At 41.5% G+C, this 17,905-nt stretch carries 17 protein-coding genes; 5 read left to right on the plus strand and 12 right to left on the minus strand.

The window, feature by feature from the left end; translation table 11 throughout:
- The first annotated feature begins 50 nt into the window (after window positions 1–50).
- Entirely contained in the window at window positions 51–1,616 is a 1,566-nt protein-coding gene (locus ABF638_RS17785; protein ID WP_435024245.1) for a hydantoinase B/oxoprolinase family protein, read from the plus strand.
- 144 nt (window positions 1,617–1,760) lie between these two features.
- On the opposite strand, the gene ABF638_RS17790 is transcribed toward ABF638_RS17785, so the two are convergent.
- The gene (locus ABF638_RS17790; protein ID WP_435024247.1) at window positions 1,761–2,552 is read right to left on the minus strand and encodes an alpha/beta fold hydrolase; all 792 of its coding nucleotides are present in this window, start codon (window positions 2,550–2,552) and stop codon (window positions 1,761–1,763) included.
- A 55-nt stretch (window positions 2,553–2,607) separates the two neighbouring features.
- Window positions 2,608–3,000 (minus strand): carboxymuconolactone decarboxylase family protein, encoded by a 393-nt coding sequence (locus tag ABF638_RS17795; protein ID WP_435024248.1) that lies wholly within the window; start codon window positions 2,998–3,000, stop codon window positions 2,608–2,610.
- A 72-nt stretch (window positions 3,001–3,072) separates the two neighbouring features.
- Here ABF638_RS17795 and ABF638_RS17800 point away from each other — a divergent pair, with 72 nt between their 5' ends.
- Window positions 3,073–3,510 carry a VOC family protein gene (locus ABF638_RS17800; RefSeq protein ID WP_435024250.1) on the plus strand — a complete coding sequence of 146 codons (438 nt, stop codon included), beginning with the start codon at window positions 3,073–3,075 and terminating at the stop codon, window positions 3,508–3,510.
- A gap of 10 nt (window positions 3,511–3,520) precedes the next feature.
- Here the strand turns inward: ABF638_RS17800 and ABF638_RS17805 are convergent, their stop codons facing one another.
- Window positions 3,521–5,209 (minus strand): S-layer homology domain-containing protein, encoded by a 1,689-nt coding sequence (locus ABF638_RS17805; protein WP_435024251.1) that lies wholly within the window; start codon window positions 5,207–5,209, stop codon window positions 3,521–3,523.
- Window positions 5,210–5,379: 170 nt separating this feature from the next.
- Here ABF638_RS17805 and ABF638_RS17810 point away from each other — a divergent pair, with 170 nt between their 5' ends.
- Both ABF638_RS17810 and ABF638_RS17815 read left to right on the plus strand, forming a co-directional pair.
- On the plus strand, window positions 5,380–6,282 hold the full coding sequence (locus ABF638_RS17810; RefSeq protein WP_435024253.1) for an alpha/beta fold hydrolase: 903 nt from the start codon (window positions 5,380–5,382) through the stop codon (window positions 6,280–6,282).
- A gap of 624 nt (window positions 6,283–6,906) precedes the next feature.
- Entirely contained in the window at window positions 6,907–7,965 is a 1,059-nt protein-coding gene (locus ABF638_RS17815; protein WP_435024255.1) for a serine/threonine protein kinase, read from the plus strand.
- A gap of 180 nt (window positions 7,966–8,145) precedes the next feature.
- Here ABF638_RS17815 and ABF638_RS17820 read toward each other — a convergent pair whose 3' ends face one another.
- From ABF638_RS17820 to ABF638_RS17855, 8 genes are all read right to left on the minus strand, one after another.
- Entirely contained in the window at window positions 8,146–9,537 is a 1,392-nt protein-coding gene (locus ABF638_RS17820; protein ID WP_435024256.1) for a malic enzyme-like NAD(P)-binding protein, read from the minus strand.
- Window positions 9,538–9,864: 327 nt separating this feature from the next.
- A complete protein-coding gene (psbA, locus tag ABF638_RS17825; protein ID WP_435024257.1) occupies window positions 9,865–10,968 on the minus strand; it encodes a photosystem II q(b) protein in 1,104 nt (367 codons plus the stop codon).
- Between the two features lie 470 nt (window positions 10,969–11,438).
- A complete protein-coding gene (locus ABF638_RS17830; protein ID WP_435024258.1) occupies window positions 11,439–12,185 on the minus strand; it encodes a creatininase family protein in 747 nt (248 codons plus the stop codon).
- 393 nt (window positions 12,186–12,578) lie between these two features.
- Window positions 12,579–12,851: a cupin domain-containing protein gene (locus tag ABF638_RS17835; RefSeq protein ID WP_435024260.1), complete on the minus strand. Its 273-nt coding sequence runs from the start codon at window positions 12,849–12,851 to the stop codon at window positions 12,579–12,581.
- Between the two features lie 26 nt (window positions 12,852–12,877).
- Window positions 12,878–13,237, minus strand: coding sequence for a Mo-dependent nitrogenase C-terminal domain-containing protein (locus tag ABF638_RS17840; RefSeq protein ID WP_435024262.1), 360 nt, complete (start codon window positions 13,235–13,237; stop codon window positions 12,878–12,880).
- Window positions 13,238–13,833: 596 nt separating this feature from the next.
- A complete protein-coding gene (locus ABF638_RS17845) occupies window positions 13,834–15,300 on the minus strand; it encodes a protein kinase domain-containing protein (protein WP_435024263.1) in 1,467 nt (488 codons plus the stop codon).
- Between the two features lie 48 nt (window positions 15,301–15,348).
- A complete protein-coding gene (locus tag ABF638_RS17850) occupies window positions 15,349–15,897 on the minus strand; it encodes a GIY-YIG nuclease family protein (RefSeq protein WP_435024265.1) in 549 nt (182 codons plus the stop codon).
- A gap of 198 nt (window positions 15,898–16,095) precedes the next feature.
- Window positions 16,096–16,425, minus strand: a complete 330-nt coding sequence (locus ABF638_RS17855) for a hypothetical protein (protein WP_435024267.1) — start codon at window positions 16,423–16,425, stop codon at window positions 16,096–16,098.
- Window positions 16,426–16,687: 262 nt separating this feature from the next.
- Here ABF638_RS17855 and dhaL point away from each other — a divergent pair, with 262 nt between their 5' ends.
- Window positions 16,688–17,323 (plus strand): dihydroxyacetone kinase subunit DhaL, encoded by a 636-nt coding sequence (dhaL, locus tag ABF638_RS17860; RefSeq protein ID WP_435024268.1) that lies wholly within the window; start codon window positions 16,688–16,690, stop codon window positions 17,321–17,323.
- Window positions 17,324–17,395: 72 nt separating this feature from the next.
- Here the strand turns inward: dhaL and ABF638_RS17865 are convergent.
- Window positions 17,396–17,905, minus strand: a 510-nt coding sequence (locus ABF638_RS17865; RefSeq protein WP_435024270.1) for a tetratricopeptide repeat protein, incomplete at its 5' end; no start/stop codon positions are given.

Raw genomic sequence — 17,905 nt, forward strand, 5'->3', positions numbered from 1 at the left:
TCAGTTATCTTTCTTACAGATTTGCGTTTTTTTAGAAAAAGGAGTCAAAAATGTACATAAAATCTCAACCAGATCCCATCCGTTTAGAAATATTCAAAAATCTCTATCAATTTATCGCTGAACAAATGGGAATCGTGTTACAAAACACGGCCACATCAGTGAATATCAAAGAAAGGCTAGATTTCTCCTGTGCTATTTTTGATTCTTCTGGATTATTAGTAGCAAATGCCCCCCATATTCCTGTACATTTAGGCTCAATGAGTGAAAGTGTCCGCAGTTTAATTAATGATAAAGGCGACACCCTAAAACCGGGAAATGTCTATCTATCTAATAACCCCTATAACGGCGGAACCCACCTACCTGATGTAACTGCAATTAACCCAGTTTTTCTAGATAGTTGTGAAAATAATCCATGCTTCACTCCCCTCTTTTTTGTTGCTTCTCGTGGACACCAAGCCGATATTGGTGGAATTACTCCTGGTTCAATGCCTCCCAACAGTACCACAGTAGAAGAAGAAGGAATTCTCTTTGATAATTTCCTTTTGGTTGAAGAGGGAAATTTTCGAGAAAATTCAGTAAAACAGCACCTCTCAAATCATACTTATCCGGCTCGTAACCCTGACCAAAATCTAGCTGATTTCAAAGCACAAATTGCCGCAAATGAAAGGGGAGTTCAAGAACTTCGTAAAATGGTTTCACAATATGAGCTTGATACTGTTCAGGCTTATATGACATTTGTGCAAGCTAATGCTGAGGAGTCTGTTAGACGTGCGATCGCAGTTCTCAAGGATGGCTCATTTACTTATAAAATGGATGATGGCTCACAAATTCAAGTTAAAGTAACGATTTACCCAGAAAACCGCAGTGCTACCATCGATTTTACTGGGACTTCTCTACAACTAAATAGTAATTTTAATGCTCCTAAAGCTGTAACTCAAGCAGCAGTCTTATATGTCTTCCGTACTTTAGTTGATGATAATATTCCTCTTAATGCCGGGTGTCTTAATCCTCTAGAAATTATTATCCCGGTTGGCTGTATGCTCAACCCAACCTATCCCGCAGCAGTAGTAGCAGGTAATGTAGAAACTTCTCAAACCATTGTTGATGCTTTATATGGTGCTTTGGGTGTCATGGCTGCTTCTCAAGGAACGATGAATAATTTTACTTTTGGTAATGAGCAATATCAATATTATGAAACTATCTGCGGCGGCTCTGGAGCGGGGATTGATTTTGATGGAACTGATGGTGTCCATTCCCACATGACGAACTCTCGTTTGACCGATCCAGAAGTACTAGAAACCCGTTATCCTGTTCTTTTAGAAAGCTTTAGTATTCGTCCCGATAGCGGTGGTAAAGGAAAATATTCGGGTGGTAATGGAGTTGTTCGCCGCATTCGATTTCTAGAACAGATGACAGCTAATATTCTCTCTGGCCATAGGCTGATTCCTCCCTTTGGATTAAATGGTGGGGAAGCAGGAAAAGTAGGACGCAACTGGATACAACGTCAGAATGGAATCGGAGAGAATTTAGACAGCACAGCAACAGTAGAGATGAAAACTGGAGATGTTTTTGTAATAGAAACTCCTGGCGGCGGTGGATTTGGTCAAATCTCTTAATTAGAAAGTTTAGCTACCTAAGATAGATAAATTGGGCTGAACACAAAATTAGGATAGTTAGTATTATTTGGGATTCTCGAAACAGGGTTTTGCTAAAGAATTTAGAATCCCAAATTTAAAATTCCGAATTGGTATAAGCTGGCTTCAACTTCCCAGAAAGTTGAGCATAGCTGAAACCACAGCATCCGGCGACTCAATCAAAAAGCCATGACCACCACGTTCAATGACTACAAGTTCAGCATTGGGAATACCTTGAGCAAGTTGCTGAGAAAACTTTAGGGGAGTGAGAATATCTTGTTTACCAACCACAACTAAGGTAGGACAATGAATTTGTTGGAGAAGATTTGTTGTGTCACTACCAAGGATGGCTTGGCTGTGATGATAGAGTGAATGAGTTGCAGGCGGGAAAGGATATCTGATGGCAAATTCAATCAGACCTTCGATCATTCCAGGAATCGAGTAAAACGCATCTGTAAATATCCAGGGCAATACGACTTTTTCATAAAGTTTTAAGTCTACATTACTAGGAAGTTCGCCCCAAGTCTTGATGATGCTGTTGAATAATGCATCACCTTTTGCCAAAGATGAAAGTAGCATCAGACTTTTTACCTTTTCAGGGTGCGCTAACACTAGTTCTTGGGCTATCTGACTACCCATTGAATGACCAGCTAGATGCACCTGATTAATTCCGATGTGGTCAAGCAATGTTGCAACGTCACTAGCCATCTGTTTCAGACTATAGGGACTTTTGGGAGCAGAACTTCTCCCCATACCTCGGTTATCCAAGCGAATGACTTGATATTGTGAAACCAGCGATGGCATAATCAGCGACCAATAAGCATGATCACAAAGAAAGCCAGCTATTAATAGCAAAGGCTCACCTGTTCCCTTAATGTCGTAGAACAAATCAATCCCGTTAATCTGAACCTTGGGCATAGTGAATAATTCTGCTAAACCTTATTTTGAAGTAGGGATAGACAAGGCTAAACTCCTACGTCTTGAATTTCTCGTCCACCGGAATCTGATAGCCATTGGCGAGGCGATTGGTCATATTGGCTGTGGCTGCGATCGCCATTAGTTCCCCAAACATAGTATCATTCATACCCTTGGCACGCGCAGCCGCTGTGTGGGAGGCAATGCAGTACTCACAGCCATTGGTTGCACTCACGGCGATATAAATCAGTTCGCGCATTAGTGGATCAATCTCACCAGGGCTGGTCATCACTTCCTTTAGCGTTTGCCACGTTCTTTGTAAGGTGGGGGGATGGTTGGCTATGGCTTTCCAGAAATTATTGATGTAGTCATTTTGACGTGTAACGCGGATGTCATCATACACTGCACGTACTTCGTCGCTGGCTTCTTCGTATTCGATCAGCTTAGTCATGTTTTAATTCTTAATAAACACTGAGGCCAATACCTACATTCGTCCGGTCAAGTCTACACACGGGTTTTTTTTATGTCTGATCTTGGTTTTACTCACATTGCACTTGCAGTCAGTGATGTTGATGAAAGTATCTCATTTTATGCAAAGTATGCCCAGATGACAGTCGTGCATCATCGCATTGATCAAGCGACTCAATCAGATGTTGCTTGGATTAGTGACCTGACTAGACCTTTTGTAATTGTCCTCATTAAAGCAGCTAAAGTAGAAGGCGCACTCTTACCACAATCCCATCTTGGGGTAGCTTATCAGAATCGCGGGGAAATTGATCGCCTGTGCAATGAGGCACGCGCTGAGGGAATACTGCTGGCTGGGCCAAATGACTGGGGTTCTCCCGTTGGTTACTGGGCTTTTATTCGAGACCCAGATGGTCATACACTAGAAATTTCCTATGGTCAGGAAATTAGTTTTACAGTCGAGCAAGCTAGAGAGGCGATTAATCGCCTCTCTTAAAAAAATGCTATTACCTGTTACCAGGAGTACGTCCACCTTCATCATTACTGCCACCGTGAGGGCGGGAATTGCCTGGGTCACAGCCCTCAGCACCATTGCCAATTCCTTGGTTGCAATTGCGACGCGTTTTGACACCTTCCCTTAAAGTTTCTGTCTGCTCCTCAACTGCAACTTGTTGTTGTTGCCCAACGACGTACTGCGAGGAGATATTTGCTACCTGTCCAGTACTAGACAATGCCTGGTATAGCAAAGCAGATACTTCGGACCTGGTTGCTACCCGTTCAGCATTTAGCATCTTTACATTAGGATAGTTGACGACTATACCACGTTGTGTAAGTGCAGCAATCAGACTACGATATTCACGACGAATAGTAGTTGAATCACTATAAACAGATAAGATTGTATCCGTGGAAGCACTGGTTTGATAATTTAATCCCCGCGCTAATGCTACCAAAATTTCAAGGCGGGAAAGCCTTTGAGTGGGGTTGAAATCTTTGCCAATAACAGCGTTTAAAAAGCCCATTTGATAAACTTCGCTGATGGCATTGTAAGCCCAATATTGAGTTGAAACATCTTTAAATGCGATCGCTCGACGAATTTTCCCCTTGGTAAAGGCTTTCCGTAACATTGCCGCAAATTGAGCACGAGTTACTGGTGCATCAGGGCGGAAAGTCCCATCAGGAAAACCTTCGAGAATTTCCATTGAGGCCAATTCGGCAATAAAATCTTTAGCCCAGTAGTTTGTGGAAACATCAGAAAACCCAACTTGGAGAGCGCGAGACATCCCAACTTGGCGATAATTCATCAGCATTTGGCTGATATCGTAGCTAGAGTTATCGCTGATTTCAATCACCTGCACCAAACTACCTGGAGTAGCTTGTAAAGCCTCTGCCAAGTCGGAACTAAAGACGCTCACGAACGATTGACGCACTAAAGCATACTCACCTTGAGTGAAAGAGGTGGGATAAACGCTGGTTCCTGCAATTTTTGATAAGCCTTCTACTTGGAACTGACTACCTTGGAAGGTTTGGGAACTGCTTAGGAAACTAACACGTTGGTCGCTGACTTGGGTGAAGTAGTCGTAAGTGGTAGTACCTGCGTCAATAGTGCCATTCTGGTCAGCATCAACACCATAAACAGTGCGAACGACTTGGTATTCTGTAGGTTTGGCTGACAAAATCAGGTTAACTGTGGTGTTTGCCGACAAACACTCAAATTCACTGTAGCCAATAAAGCGGTTTTGAACATCATACAATCGCACGACGATGCGATCGCTAGCTTTTAACCCCTTAGCAAATTTTGCCTTTTGCTTAATCTTGTATTTGTAATCGCCCAAAAAGCGCTCTTTTAAATAGCCCTTGCTACCTTTACTCTTGACAGAAATGCGAGCAATCACCTCTGACAAGTTACCCGATGGTTCCCAAATGGCAAGGCTAAAACCTGTTTTTTTGCCTTTTGTAGAAACACTACTACTGCGGCTTTCTGTGGTGATAGTTTGCCGCTCAATAGTAGTAGTACGACTCCTTGTTTCTACTTTTTTATCGGCTAAAAGTTGTTGACTTGTGGAATTCTTAGATATTTGGGCGACGGTGGTAGAGAACCCTAAAGTTGCAGATGCAGAAGCTATTGGTGAAAATATTGCCACAGAGGTTGCAGCCAGAACAAACTTGCTCATTTGAGCGAAGTAACTTTGATTCATGTATTTCATCTCACACTACCATTCGTCTAAAAAGTCACAGGGGTATTTGGTATCCCTCGACTTATTAATCCCTTGGAGTGAATGGAACTAACATCTAATCATTGCTGAGTGAGAAGTTATGAGGTCAGAGAACATTACTATATTAAAGAAACACTTTATTAATCTTAATAATGACTGTAACGACACAGCAGCTTGCAACTCAAGACGCTTTTGAAAAATTCTTTTGGACTTGGCAGGGTTACAAAATTCAGTACACTGTTATGGGCACTGGACGCCCTTTGGTACTGGTTCACGGCTTCGGTGCTTCCATTGGACATTGGCGCAAAAATATCCCAGTTTTAGCTGATGCTGGCTACCAGGTATTTGCCATAGACCTTTTAGGCTTTGGTGGTTCTGATAAAGCGCCTATTGATTACAGTGTGGAAGTTTGGGTGGAACTGCTGAAAGATTTCTGCACAGCACATATACAGGAACCTGCTGTATTTATTGGCAACTCCATCGGCGCACTTTTGAGCTTAATTGTACTGGTAGAACATCCAGAAATTGCTGCTGGTGGTATTTTAATTAATTCTGCGGGTGGGTTGAGTCATCGTCCTCACGAATTGAACCCGCCGCTACGGATGGTAATGGCAACTTTTAATCGGTTTGTGCGATCGCCAATTACAGGTAAATTTGTTTATAACCGCATCCGCCAAAAAGCTCAAATTCGCCGCACCCTCTACCAAGTTTACCGCGATCGCCAAGCCGTCACCGATGAATTAGTCGATTTACTTTATACACCCTCTTGCGACCCAGGAGCGCAACAAGTCTTCGCATCTATTCTCACAGCCCCTCCTGGCCCAAGCCCAGAGGAACTATTGCCCAAAGTAGAACGTCCTATATTAGTGATTTGGGGTGCCGATGACCCTTGGACACCAATTACCGGGGCCAAGATTTACGAAAAGGCGCGTGAGAATGGCAAAGAAATCAAAATTGTTCCCATTCCCAATGCCGGTCATTGTCCTCACGATGAAGTTCCAGATGTTGTCAATGCTCAGATTGTCGATTGGCTGGCACAATATCAAGGGTTCTAAATTAGAAGTTAAGAGTGATGAGTTAAAAGTTAGAACTGAAAAATTATTAGAAGTTTTACTCCTAACTCCTAACTCACAATTTGATACTCAGTTAGTCAATATAGCGGTTCTCAATTGTATGAAATACAGACCTAACCCCCAGCCCCTTCCCTGCAAGGGAAGGGGAGTAAGACTTAAAGCCTCTCTCCTTTTAAGAGAGAGGTTTGGAGAGAGGTCAAAGTGTATTGCTTCCATTCGAGAACCGCTATAATTTCATGCCTAGACTTAAGACGAGGGCAAACTGTCCATTAACACTTGCGTATGATATAGGACTCATATTTGATTTCTGAAAAAACTCAGTACAACTAAGAAGCCTTCTTGACTGTTGCCTATTGCTTATTGCCTATTCCCTGCCTATCGCGCTTGCGCTGCGCTTGTCTGCGACACGCTCCGCGAACGCGCACCACGCAAATCAGTTCAGAAATCAAAGCGGATTCCTATATTGAGCAAAGTGTCCGTCATCAAGAATAACTTTGTGCCTATGCACCTCGGCGCGTGCAAGGTAAAAATGCGGCTAACAATCTGGGTGAGTCACTCTTATTTTTTATTGCACTTTGAAAAAATCAAACTCATCTGGTGAATGTAATGGAGCTTGATGTGCGTAATGAACATAAAGGAATAATTCCCTTAAGTCATCATCCAGATTTTTCCCAACAAGGCTATCAAGTCATCAGCGAACTAGGACGCAACCGAGAAGGGGGACGCATTACTTATTTAGCTAATGTCCTCAACTCTAATGAACAGGTGGTGATTAAAGAGTTTTGTTTTGCTCATGCAAGTGCGGATTTGTCAGGCATAAAAGCCTATGAACGCGAAATTGAAATCTTGCAACAACTGAATCATTCCCGCATTCCTCGCTATGTAGATTCCTTTGAAATACCAGGGGTTTTTTATATGGTGCAGGAATATAAAAATGCCCCATCATTGGGTATAAGACGCAGCTTTCATCCTGAAGAAATTAAGCAAATTGCTTTGTCAATTTTAGAAATTTTGGTTTACTTGCAAAAGCAAGTTCCCTCAATTATTCATCGGGATATTAAGCCAGAGAATATTTTGGTTGATGAGCAACTAAATGCTTATCTGGTTGATTTTGGTTTAGCTAGGATACAGGGTGCAAAAATAGCTCTTAGCAGCTTTGTAGCCGGAACTCCAGGTTTTATGCCACCAGAGGAACAGTTTGGTCATCCTCTAACGGAAGCATCAGATTTATATAGTTTAGGAGCAACGCTGATTTGCTTACTTACTAATACTCGTTCTGCTGAAATTGGGAAATTAATTGATGATAACTATCGATTTAATTTTCAGAAATTAGTTCCTCAAATCAGTCCACGTTTTCGGTTGTGGTTGATGAGAATGGTAGAACGTAACCGGAAACGTCGCTATGCCAATGCATCTTTTGCTTTAAAAACACTTCAGCGAATTCAGGTTGTTGGTACTGCCACTGGGATAGATACTTTAGTCACTACAATCAAACCTAGAAAACGAGCTACAGTGCTGGCACTAACCACTGTTGTGACATTGGCTGCGATTGGGGCAACTTTGATGAGTTGTCAGCCTGGTGATACGGTTAGGCAATTGCTGGAAGCTAGAGAATGTCAAGGCTTTGATTTCATCTCAAGTTGCCAAGAAAAAACCAGACGTTAAGCTATGAAAGCTTGAAAGCTGGAATTTTTGTTATGTACTGAATTACTAGCTTACTCATGGTTAAACTCAATACAAGGGTGTTGAATTTAACCATTGAGTTTTACCCTGTTGACAAGATTCTACTTTTTTTAACTTGACACCAGTACTAAAATACCCATCCCATAAGAGTCGTTATTTTAATTAATTCCGAGCGATACCTTCTTCACGCGCTGCACGTTGCACAGCAGCAGCAACAGCAGTGACGACACGCTCATCAAAGACTGACGGAATAATATGTTCTCGATTCAAATCTGAAGGCTTGACTAAGGAGGCGATCGCACTTGCAGCTTCTAAGTACATTGTGGTGGTAATTGTCTGTGCCCGACAATCTAAAGCACCACGGAATACTCCAGGAAAAGCTAACACGTTATTGATTTGATTCGGGTAGTCACTGCGACCTGTCGCGATGACCGCAACATCTTGACTGATTAATTCTGGCTGAATTTCTGGAATGGGATTTGCCATTGCAAACACAATTGCGTCTTTCGCCATCGAATGCACCATTTCTGGTGTCAAAACTCCCGGTACACTGACACCAATAAATACATCTGCGCCTTGCATCGCACCTGCTAATGTACCCTGAGCTTTCACAGCAAATTCGAGTTTTTCTTCTGTCAAATCGGTGCGACTAGTAGAGATAATCCCTTTAGAATCGCACATCCAGATTTTTTCTGCTCCAGCTTTCCTCAGTAACCGAGCGATCGCCACTCCAGCCGCTCCAGCACCGTTAATCACGATGCGGATTTCGGCCATTGCCTTATTTACCAGCTTTAGAGAATTGAACAACGCTGCCAAGGTAACAATCGCTGTACCATGCTGGTCATCATGAAAAACGGGGATATCTAACTCTTGGCGCAATCTTTTTTCAATTTCAAAGCAGCGAGGTGCAGCGATATCTTCTAAATTCACACCCCCAAATACCGGAGCGATATTCTTAACTGCCTGGATAATTTCTTCTGTGTCTTGGGTAGCAAGGCAGATGGGAAAAGCATCCAGCCCGGCAAATTCTTTGAACAGCATTGCTTTGCCTTCCATAACTGGGAGAGCCGCTGCTGGGCCGAGATTTCCTAAACCCAAAACGGCACTACCATCGGTAACAATAGCAACAGTGTTTTGTTTGATGGTTAAATTGTAAACTTCCTCTGGGTCTTGAGCGATCGCTGTACAAATTCGACCAACTCCGGGTGTGTAAGCCATTGCTAGATCGGAAACACTCTTCAGAGGAATTCTGCTGGTAATGCTGATTTTGCCACCACGATGCAAATTAAAGGTGCGATCGTAGACACTGAGTAACTTGATATCTGGCAATGCTTTCACTGCTTGCACAATGGTTTCAGCATGTTCGGTACTAGCAGCATCCACAGTCAAATCGCGGGTGGACTCTTTGCGGGTTTGCTCAATTAAATCAATTTGACCGAGATTACCGCCAGTGGTTGCGATCGCCTGGGTTACTGACGCCAGCATCCCTACACGATTAGGAATCTGCAAGCGCAGTGTCAAACTAAAACTAGAATTAGGAGTTAGGTCTGCCATGTTGATTTTGGATTTTAAGTTTTAGATTTTATATTGAATTGAGACAAAAACTAAAATTCGAGTTTTTTTAGTTAGTCAGTGGAAACACAATAAATTTAAACTCTTGGAATAACCACCAGTAGTTAGTTTACTCACTGCTCACAGTTTTGATAATTATTTTTATTTATACCAATGCATTTACTAATGTAAATGAGTAACAATTTAGTAATTGTACCCAAATACACCAGATATTTTTTTAATATTTTAGCTGTGTAAATCTTTGTATAACTAGAGCTTCATAAAAAAAGCGCCCTCTAAACAGAGAGCGCGGTGAATTTCAAATTACAATTAACCATGTATTGCAGGTGCGTAGGCGTAGCCCATCGTAGACATCGTTGCCACTGGCAATGCCTCACCAGCCGCCAAATCCAAGGGGAAGTTGTGAGCATTGCGCTCGTGCATTACTTCTATACCTAAATTGGCGCGGTTTAGCACATCTGCCCATGTATTAATTACATGACCTTTGGAGTCCAGAATTGATTGGTTAAAGTTGAACCCGTTGAGATTAAATGCCATCGTGCTGATACCTAATGCCGTCAACCAGATACCAACTACAGGCCAAGCGGCTAAGAAAAAGTGCAAGGAACGCGAGTTGTTAAAGCTGGCATATTGCCAGATTAACCGCCCAAAGTAACCGTGAGCCGCTACGATGCTATAGGTTTCTTGTTCTTGACCAAACTTGTACCCATAGTTTATGGATTCAGCTTCAGTTGTCTCTCTGACTAGAGACGAAGACACCAAAGAACCGTGCATTGCTGCAAAAAAAGCACCACCGAACACCGCAGCTACACCGAATTCATGGAATGGATGCATCAGGATATTATGCTCGGCTTGGAATACCAACATGAAATTAAAAGTGCCGCTAATGCCAAGAGGCATCCCGTCAGAAAAGCTACCTTGACCAATTGGGTAAATTAAGAAAACTGAAGTTGCAGCAGCTACAGGAGCAGAGTAAGCAAGGCAAATCCAAGGACGCATCCCCAGACGATAGCTTAACTCCCATTGCCGACCGAGCCAGCAGAAGATCCCAATCAGGAAATGCAAGACAATGAGCTGATAAGGGCCGCCGTTGTAGAGCCATTCATCCATTGAAGCAGCTTCCCAAATTGGGTAGAAGTGCAAACCAATGGCATTTGATGTGGGTACAACAGCACCAGTGATAATGTTATTGCCGTATAATAAAGAACCAAAAACTGGCTCCCGAATGCCGTCAATATCGACGGGGGGTGCAGCAATAAAGGCAATAATGAAACAGATGGTAGCGGTCAATAGGGTAGGAATCATTAAAACGCCGAACCAACCAATATAAAGCCGATTGTCGGTGCTAGTAATCCATTGACAGAAACGATCCCACAGGTTGCCGCTTTCGCTTCTTCCGAGAGTGGTGGACATAACTGTGTTGTTTATAAATCGCTGACAACAAACTTTCCCAATTCTTAGAAATTGAGACTTGTATCAATACTTGTTGGGATTTGGGGAAAAGGGGAAGAAAAAACCTTTACCCTTTAACCTTTAACCTTTTCCCCAAATCCAATTCCGAGTTAAAAATGCAAAACCCAAGCAGTATTGAGACTTGTACTGTTTTCAATGTCTTTCGCCAAATACTTTCTCCCTATTCGCCGGAACTCTCTAGAATTACCTCACACCAAAAATGCTATTAACTAACTTCCCCAGGGAGATTGTGTGAAAAAGAGGAAACTTTTACCGGCTCATATATCACGTTTTACATTAACAATTTGTATTTTTCAATACATTTGTATTAAGTTTTACTAAGCTAAATGCTCAACAAACTCCGTGTGTTCTTGGGAATTTAAACCTTGTTGCAGCACTGCTAAAACTTTCGTCATATCGCCTATAAGTTTTTACTCTGCATTCACAAATTCCAAATACCCCTTGCTAAGTTCTTTTACCGCCAAATCATAAAATTGCTTACCGTGTTCTGGCGTTGCTAAATCCGGATTTGATCCCATGCGTCCATCTGGATAATGCACTCGAAAGTCAGCTGCGCTATAAATCCTATGTCCACTTGCAACTTCTGGTGAAAGGGGTGCTTGCTTAATCGCATCTGGATAAACGTACTGGGTGAGAGCTACTTCACTTGGCGTTGCATGAGAACCTTCTTGATCCCCATATAATTCTTTAGCTAGCTTATATACAGAACCGCACATAAACCAGTTTGCAACTTGACATTGCACCTGTTGAGCATTGGGAATCTGCAAATCTTCTAAATGAGCGTAAGTTTCTGAAAAAGCCGCTTTGAGGGTAGCGATGTTCCCGCCGTGTCCGTTAATAAAGTAGAACTTGCTAAAACCAGCTTTGGCTAAACAAGTTACATAATCTCGCACTACTTGAATCAAAGTACTGGGACGCAGACTGATTGTGCCTGGAAAAGCAGTATGGTGCAGTGCCATCCCCACATTGATTGTAGGGCCAACGATCGCTTGAGTTGCATCACCAACACCAGCTGCGATCGCTTCTGCACAAATCGCATCAGTGCCAATTAACCCCGTTGGCCCATGTTGTTCTGTGGAACCAATAGGGAAAATAATCCCCTTGGACTGCTGTAAATAAGCTTCAACTTCTTGCCAAGTACTTAAATGTAGTAACATTGTTAATGATTTTCCTCAATAAAATTGCCGTGGGATCAAACATTTTTCTGCTAAAGAGCATATAAACTCCCACTAATACGATTATGAACTCCCAAGATTCCCTGTGGTAGCGATCGCACAATATCCAATATCCCCAACTTCTTTGAGAAGTCGGGGATCATTGTCCACTGCCAAATTTTGAGAAAATCAGACTATCTATTTCTATGAATATTGTTTAGGGAATGGAATCGCAACGAGTTTCGACAGATATGGATATAAGCAATTTACGGACTCTGCAACTTTATCCTACGATACTCGCCGCGAACTTCCCTATAATACAAATCAAAATTGAGTGATGAGATGTTGGTTTTCGGGATCATCAAGAAAACAAAGGGGATCAATTTTGAATCTTGACTAATCAAAGTAATAATGCTTCTTTACGTCCTTGGTAATTTCCCATGTGCAGGACATACCAGCGGGAAAAATCACTAAATCGCCTTTACCCATTTGCACTGGCTGTCCACCATCAGGAGTAACAATTACGTCTCCTTCCAAAAAGTAACAAGTTTCTTGAGAATCATAAGTCCAAGGAAATTTTGAGACTTCCTTTTTCCAAACTTCCCATTTAAATACACCTAATTCATTGAGATGTTCTTGTCTGGGTTGACGCTCAATTTTAATTTCCATATAGATAGTGTTTTCTCTAGTGATGTTCAGCAGTAGGATTGAATATCCTCTCCACACTGATCTACTAGATAACACAAAGCGCGAAAACGCAAGTAGACAAGTTCGTTATAAAGCGGATTGAGTTTGCACATTGGCGGAATGTGCCCTACTATGCGACCAAAAAGCATAATATCACGCTCGAACGGACACTGGGCGGGGATCAGTTTAGCAATAAATTTGGCGAATTTCCGATTCTGAATCTCAATTTTGTCCAGCCATTGACGTAATGGTTGCAGTAAATCTAATTTAGGTTGAGCAAATTGCTTTTTACTACCTATTTGATTCTTTTCTTCTAAAGGTTTAATAAAAGCAGGCAGAAAAATACGCTGATTATTTGTTTTAAGCATAGTTTTAGGCAAGGTTTTCCTTGTGTAGATGAACTATTTGCCGATTGGGAATATTGCCATGTAATGTGTCTGGTCATTTTGCATTGTGAAGATAACGAAGACAAGCACAATGCAAAGATTTTACATGCATCTCTGGAGAGAAATGGTTTAACTAATTGTTATTTAAACCCACCAAATCATCAAGAACTGTCCCGTTAAATACAAAATAACAAAGAAAATATAAAAATGGCATTTCTTTAACTTATGGATTGCTAATCTCAAAGATAGCTATCTTATATATCGAATATAAATTCTTGGTTCTGAAACTGCCTAGTATCTGGAGATGTAGTTTATGGCAGACAAATATAGTTTTTTTCTCACCCCATATACATTTCGCTAGAATTAGCCCCTAATGTCTTTCGATTTTAGGGTATTTAATTTCCATAAAATTGTCTGATATACTACATAACCTAACCTAGATATTATCTAAATAAGTAGCAAAAATTTTTTTGATAAGTCCAAACTAAAATTAGGACTTACGCAAGGGCATGGGGCAAAATAGTTATAAGTTTTGAGTTCCCAGTGCTGAAATCCCCCACTGCCCCACTGTGAAAAACTTATTTTTTAAAATGTCTCAAGCCATAACGGTCTTGATATTTGCTGATATAGTCTACATTCTGTTGCTCTAGTTTTGACAGTAATCTAAGTGGAAATGCTTTTGGTAAATATATAGGACGATACCAAGATTGGTTATTAAAGTAATCTTGTAATTCCGGAGTATCAAAGCGGCGTCCATGACTGGCAAAAACCGAATTTCGCATTATATCAAGTTCCAAACCGTCTTTACCATCCAAATCTGCATCAGTTACCCGTCTTTGGGAAAGCCATAAAAAATTGTTGGCGGCGGTAGTATCTACTGGTGGTACTGATGTCGTTGAGGAAGGTATAGATTGAATTGGAACAGATGGGGGGGTTGGTGTAATTTTGGGAGTTTCTATCACTGGGGTGGTGACATTTGACGGTGTTTCTGAAGGTAATACCGTTTTGTCTGTTATGGGTTGAGAAGATTTTGGTAATACTTGACTAATAATCACAGATGCACCAATTAACCCACCTGCAATCAAACTGCCCATGAGGATATTATTCTGACTATTACCACTTTGAGGGCTAGGCTGTTGCTTGACTGGTACTGTCTGAGGTGGCGGTGCAGAGACTACAGTTGGTTGAGTCAAGAGGGGTTGCGTCGGTGGAATTGGATTTGCTATGCTCTGCAAAGCATCCAGCATTGCTCTGGCTGTAGGGTAGCGATCGCGCGGATGATAAGCGATCGCTTTATCAATCACTCCTGCCATAATTGGGCTAATATGACCAGCATACTGTCGCCAAACAATTTCACCCGTCTGGGAATCGGTTTCTAGTTGCTGCGCCTGTTTACCAGTCAGCAAATAAATTACCGTCATTCCTAAACTGTATAAATCACTAGAAAAAACTGGTCTACCTGCGGCTTGTTCACTCGGCATATAGCCAGGTGTACCAATCACAATCGAACTGGTAGGATTGCCTTGAGAATTTACTACTGTTCCCATTGATTCCCGCACAGCACCAAAATCAATTAGCACCGATTTACCATCTTGATTACGCACAATGATGTTATCCGGTTTAATATCGCGGTGAACGATATGCCGAGAGTGGACGTAATCCAGAACAGGTAATAAATTCATGAATAATTCCTGGACAGCGCCTTCACTAAATAGCCCCTGCTTTTGGACTTTTCCAGTTAAGGTATCACCCTCAACCCACTCCTGAACTAAGTAAAATTGTCCACCAGAGGAGAAGTAGGCATACAATGCCGGGATTTGGTCATTTGCACCACCAAGTTCTTCAAGAATCGCTGCTTCGCGTTGAAACCTCTCTTGCACTAACTGATAAATTTGGGGATTGTTGTGAATCGGTCTTAACTGTTTAACCACACAAGGACGCTTTGAAGGCATATACGTATCTTCTGCGAGATAGGTTTCACCAAACCCACCAGCACCCAGTGTGCGGATAACTTGATAGCGATCGTTTAGCAGCTGTATTGTCATGGGAGATTACAAGTGATATTCATAAGATAGTTTTCCCCAAAACTACCTTCATTTCAAATCTAGTAAACCTTCTTCTTTCAATTTAGGATTGAAGCGAATTTCCATTTGCAAACCTCGCATTTCTAGTAATTGCTTTGAAATTTCTGCTTCTACTCTCCGCGCCACATTTTTAATAATTTTCCTTGTTGCTAATTCATCATTAGCTGGATTTTGATAATTTGCCTGTTCTTCAGGTGTCATTACCACTTTGACATCAATGGGATCAGTCCATTTTTCCTTGTTATCCCCATTTCCCCAAGGCACACTACCATTTTCAGCAATCCAAGCATTTTCAGTATTTTCTAAAATTGTGCGACTAGGGCGTTCAATAGTTTGAACTTTGACCCAATAGCATTGCTGTGGCTGACGGACTAAATGTTGCTTGAGGCTAAGGTAAACATCACGAGAGTATCCTACAAATTGGAGTACTTTTTCTTGGTCAAAAATCGCATATATCCCGATTTTACCCTGAAATTGTTCGGGCAATTGACCCTGAGCGTCAATATAAGAAATATATTCTAGGGTTGCCAAAGAAGAAAGATTTGTTTCAGTAGCCATAGATCAAATATCAAACTTGCTATTTGCTTTCAAAGGTGAAAATTGCTTAAATTGTAAGAATTCAGGAGTCAGGATTCAGAATAGTTAAATAATTAGGATAAAATTTGATCCATAAATGTGCTGTACATGCTGCATTATTTTAAATTCTGACTTCTGACTTCTGGGTGCTGAATTCTTGAATTAAATCTATTTTGAAAATTAACCATTACCCAATTTCTGGTAAATTGCACAAAGACGACTGGGTTTAAAAATCTTAGCATTAAACATGAAATTTGGTGGTACGTTGATGATGGCATATTCATCAGATTCATGATACTTTTCAAATTCTGCTGGCATTCCTTTGGTCGTAGTTAAGCTGTAAGGAACTGGTTGGAAAAGTAGTTCTGTAAATTTAACTTGCTCACACCCCAACTGTTGAGAAATTTGGTTTAAGAAAGCAACGCTTGTCAATAAATTGAATAGAATTTCTTGAGCTTGTGCTTCAAGAGTGAAACTGCCATCAAAGTTTTGGACGATTTTCAGGGGCATCTTCTGTATATGTAGTTATTAACCACTAAGTGATGAGAGAAAATAGGCAACATGTTGCACATAGTCATCTACTTTTTTGTGCAGATGAGCTTGGTAAAAAATTACCACTTTAAGATCAGCCTATTGGATTGTGGGACTTCTGTCAGCTACACAAGGAAGCTAGCATGGTTAAGAATCGTGAAGTTTAGCAGATTCTTATCGATAGGTGATTTTTCCTTAAATAACAGTCTGAAACCGTCTTTAAATTACGAATTATTTTAATATGGTGAGTCAAGCGCAGATATTACAATGGTTGCAGGCATTTGCAACAGAGATAGAGCAGAATAAAGCCTATTTGACAGAATTAGATGCTGCGATCGGAGATGCTGACCACGGAATCAATATGGATCGAGGCTTCAAAAAGGTAAGCGCTCAGTTACCAACTCTTACAGACAAAGACATCAGCAGCATTTTCAAAGCCGTGAGTATGACCTTGATTTCTTCTATTGGTGGTGCCAGTGGTCCTCTTTATGGCACCTGGTTTTTACGAGCAAGTACAGCAGTAGTTGGTAAGCAAGAATTAACAGAACAAGATGTTTTAGGGATACTCCAAGCAGGCTTAGACGGCGTGGTGCAACGTGGAAAAGCGCAACTAGGAGATAAAACAATGGTGGATGTGCTATCTCCGGCTGTAGCTGCTTGTGGACAAACTGTAGGAGAAAGTAAGGGAACGCTGGAAGCTATGCAACAAGCTGTAGTAGCAGCCCAAAGGGGGTTGCAAGAAACCATACCGATGCAGGCAAAAAAGGGACGGGCTAGCTACCTGGGAGAACGGAGTATCGGACATCAAGATCCAGGAGGAACTTCTGCTTATTTGATGTTGAAGAGTTTGTTGAAGGTATTAGAAAGTTCTAAGTAATACCATTTTGGATTTTAGATGTTGAATTGTTCACTCCTGCAAAGTTGCACAGTAGATATATCTCCTGAAAATTTATCTATTGTCTATCTTGTTAATTAAATTGAGAGTATATTGATATTCGGCTATTTTCCCTTGTTGTTGAAATAGATCAGATGCTTTCTGCAAATCTTCAATTCCCTCTTTCACATCTCCTGATTGCACGCGGGCACTACCTCGGTAGAGGTAAGCTTCTGCAAGGTTAGGATTAAGGCGCAGGGCCTGGTTGGAATCTTTAATTGCCCCCTTGATATCTCCTGATAGCCCGTGGGCAAAACCTCGGTGGACGTAGGCTTCTGCAAGGTTAGGATTAAGGCGCAGGGCTTGGTTTAAATCTTCAATCGCCCCCTTGATATCTCCTGATTGCACGCGGACAAGACCTCGGGTATGATAGGCATTTGCATCGTTAGGATTAAGGCGCAGGGATTGGTTTAAATCTTCAATCGCCCCCTTGGTATCTCCCAATAGCACGCGGGCATTACCTCGGTTTTTGTAGGCTTCTGCGAGGTTAGGATTAAGGCGCAGAGCTTGATTTAAATCTTCAAT

This window comes from Nostoc sp. CALU 1950 (genome assembly GCF_051172895.1).
GTDB lineage: Bacteria > Cyanobacteriota > Cyanobacteriia > Cyanobacteriales > Nostocaceae > Nostoc > Nostoc edaphicum_A.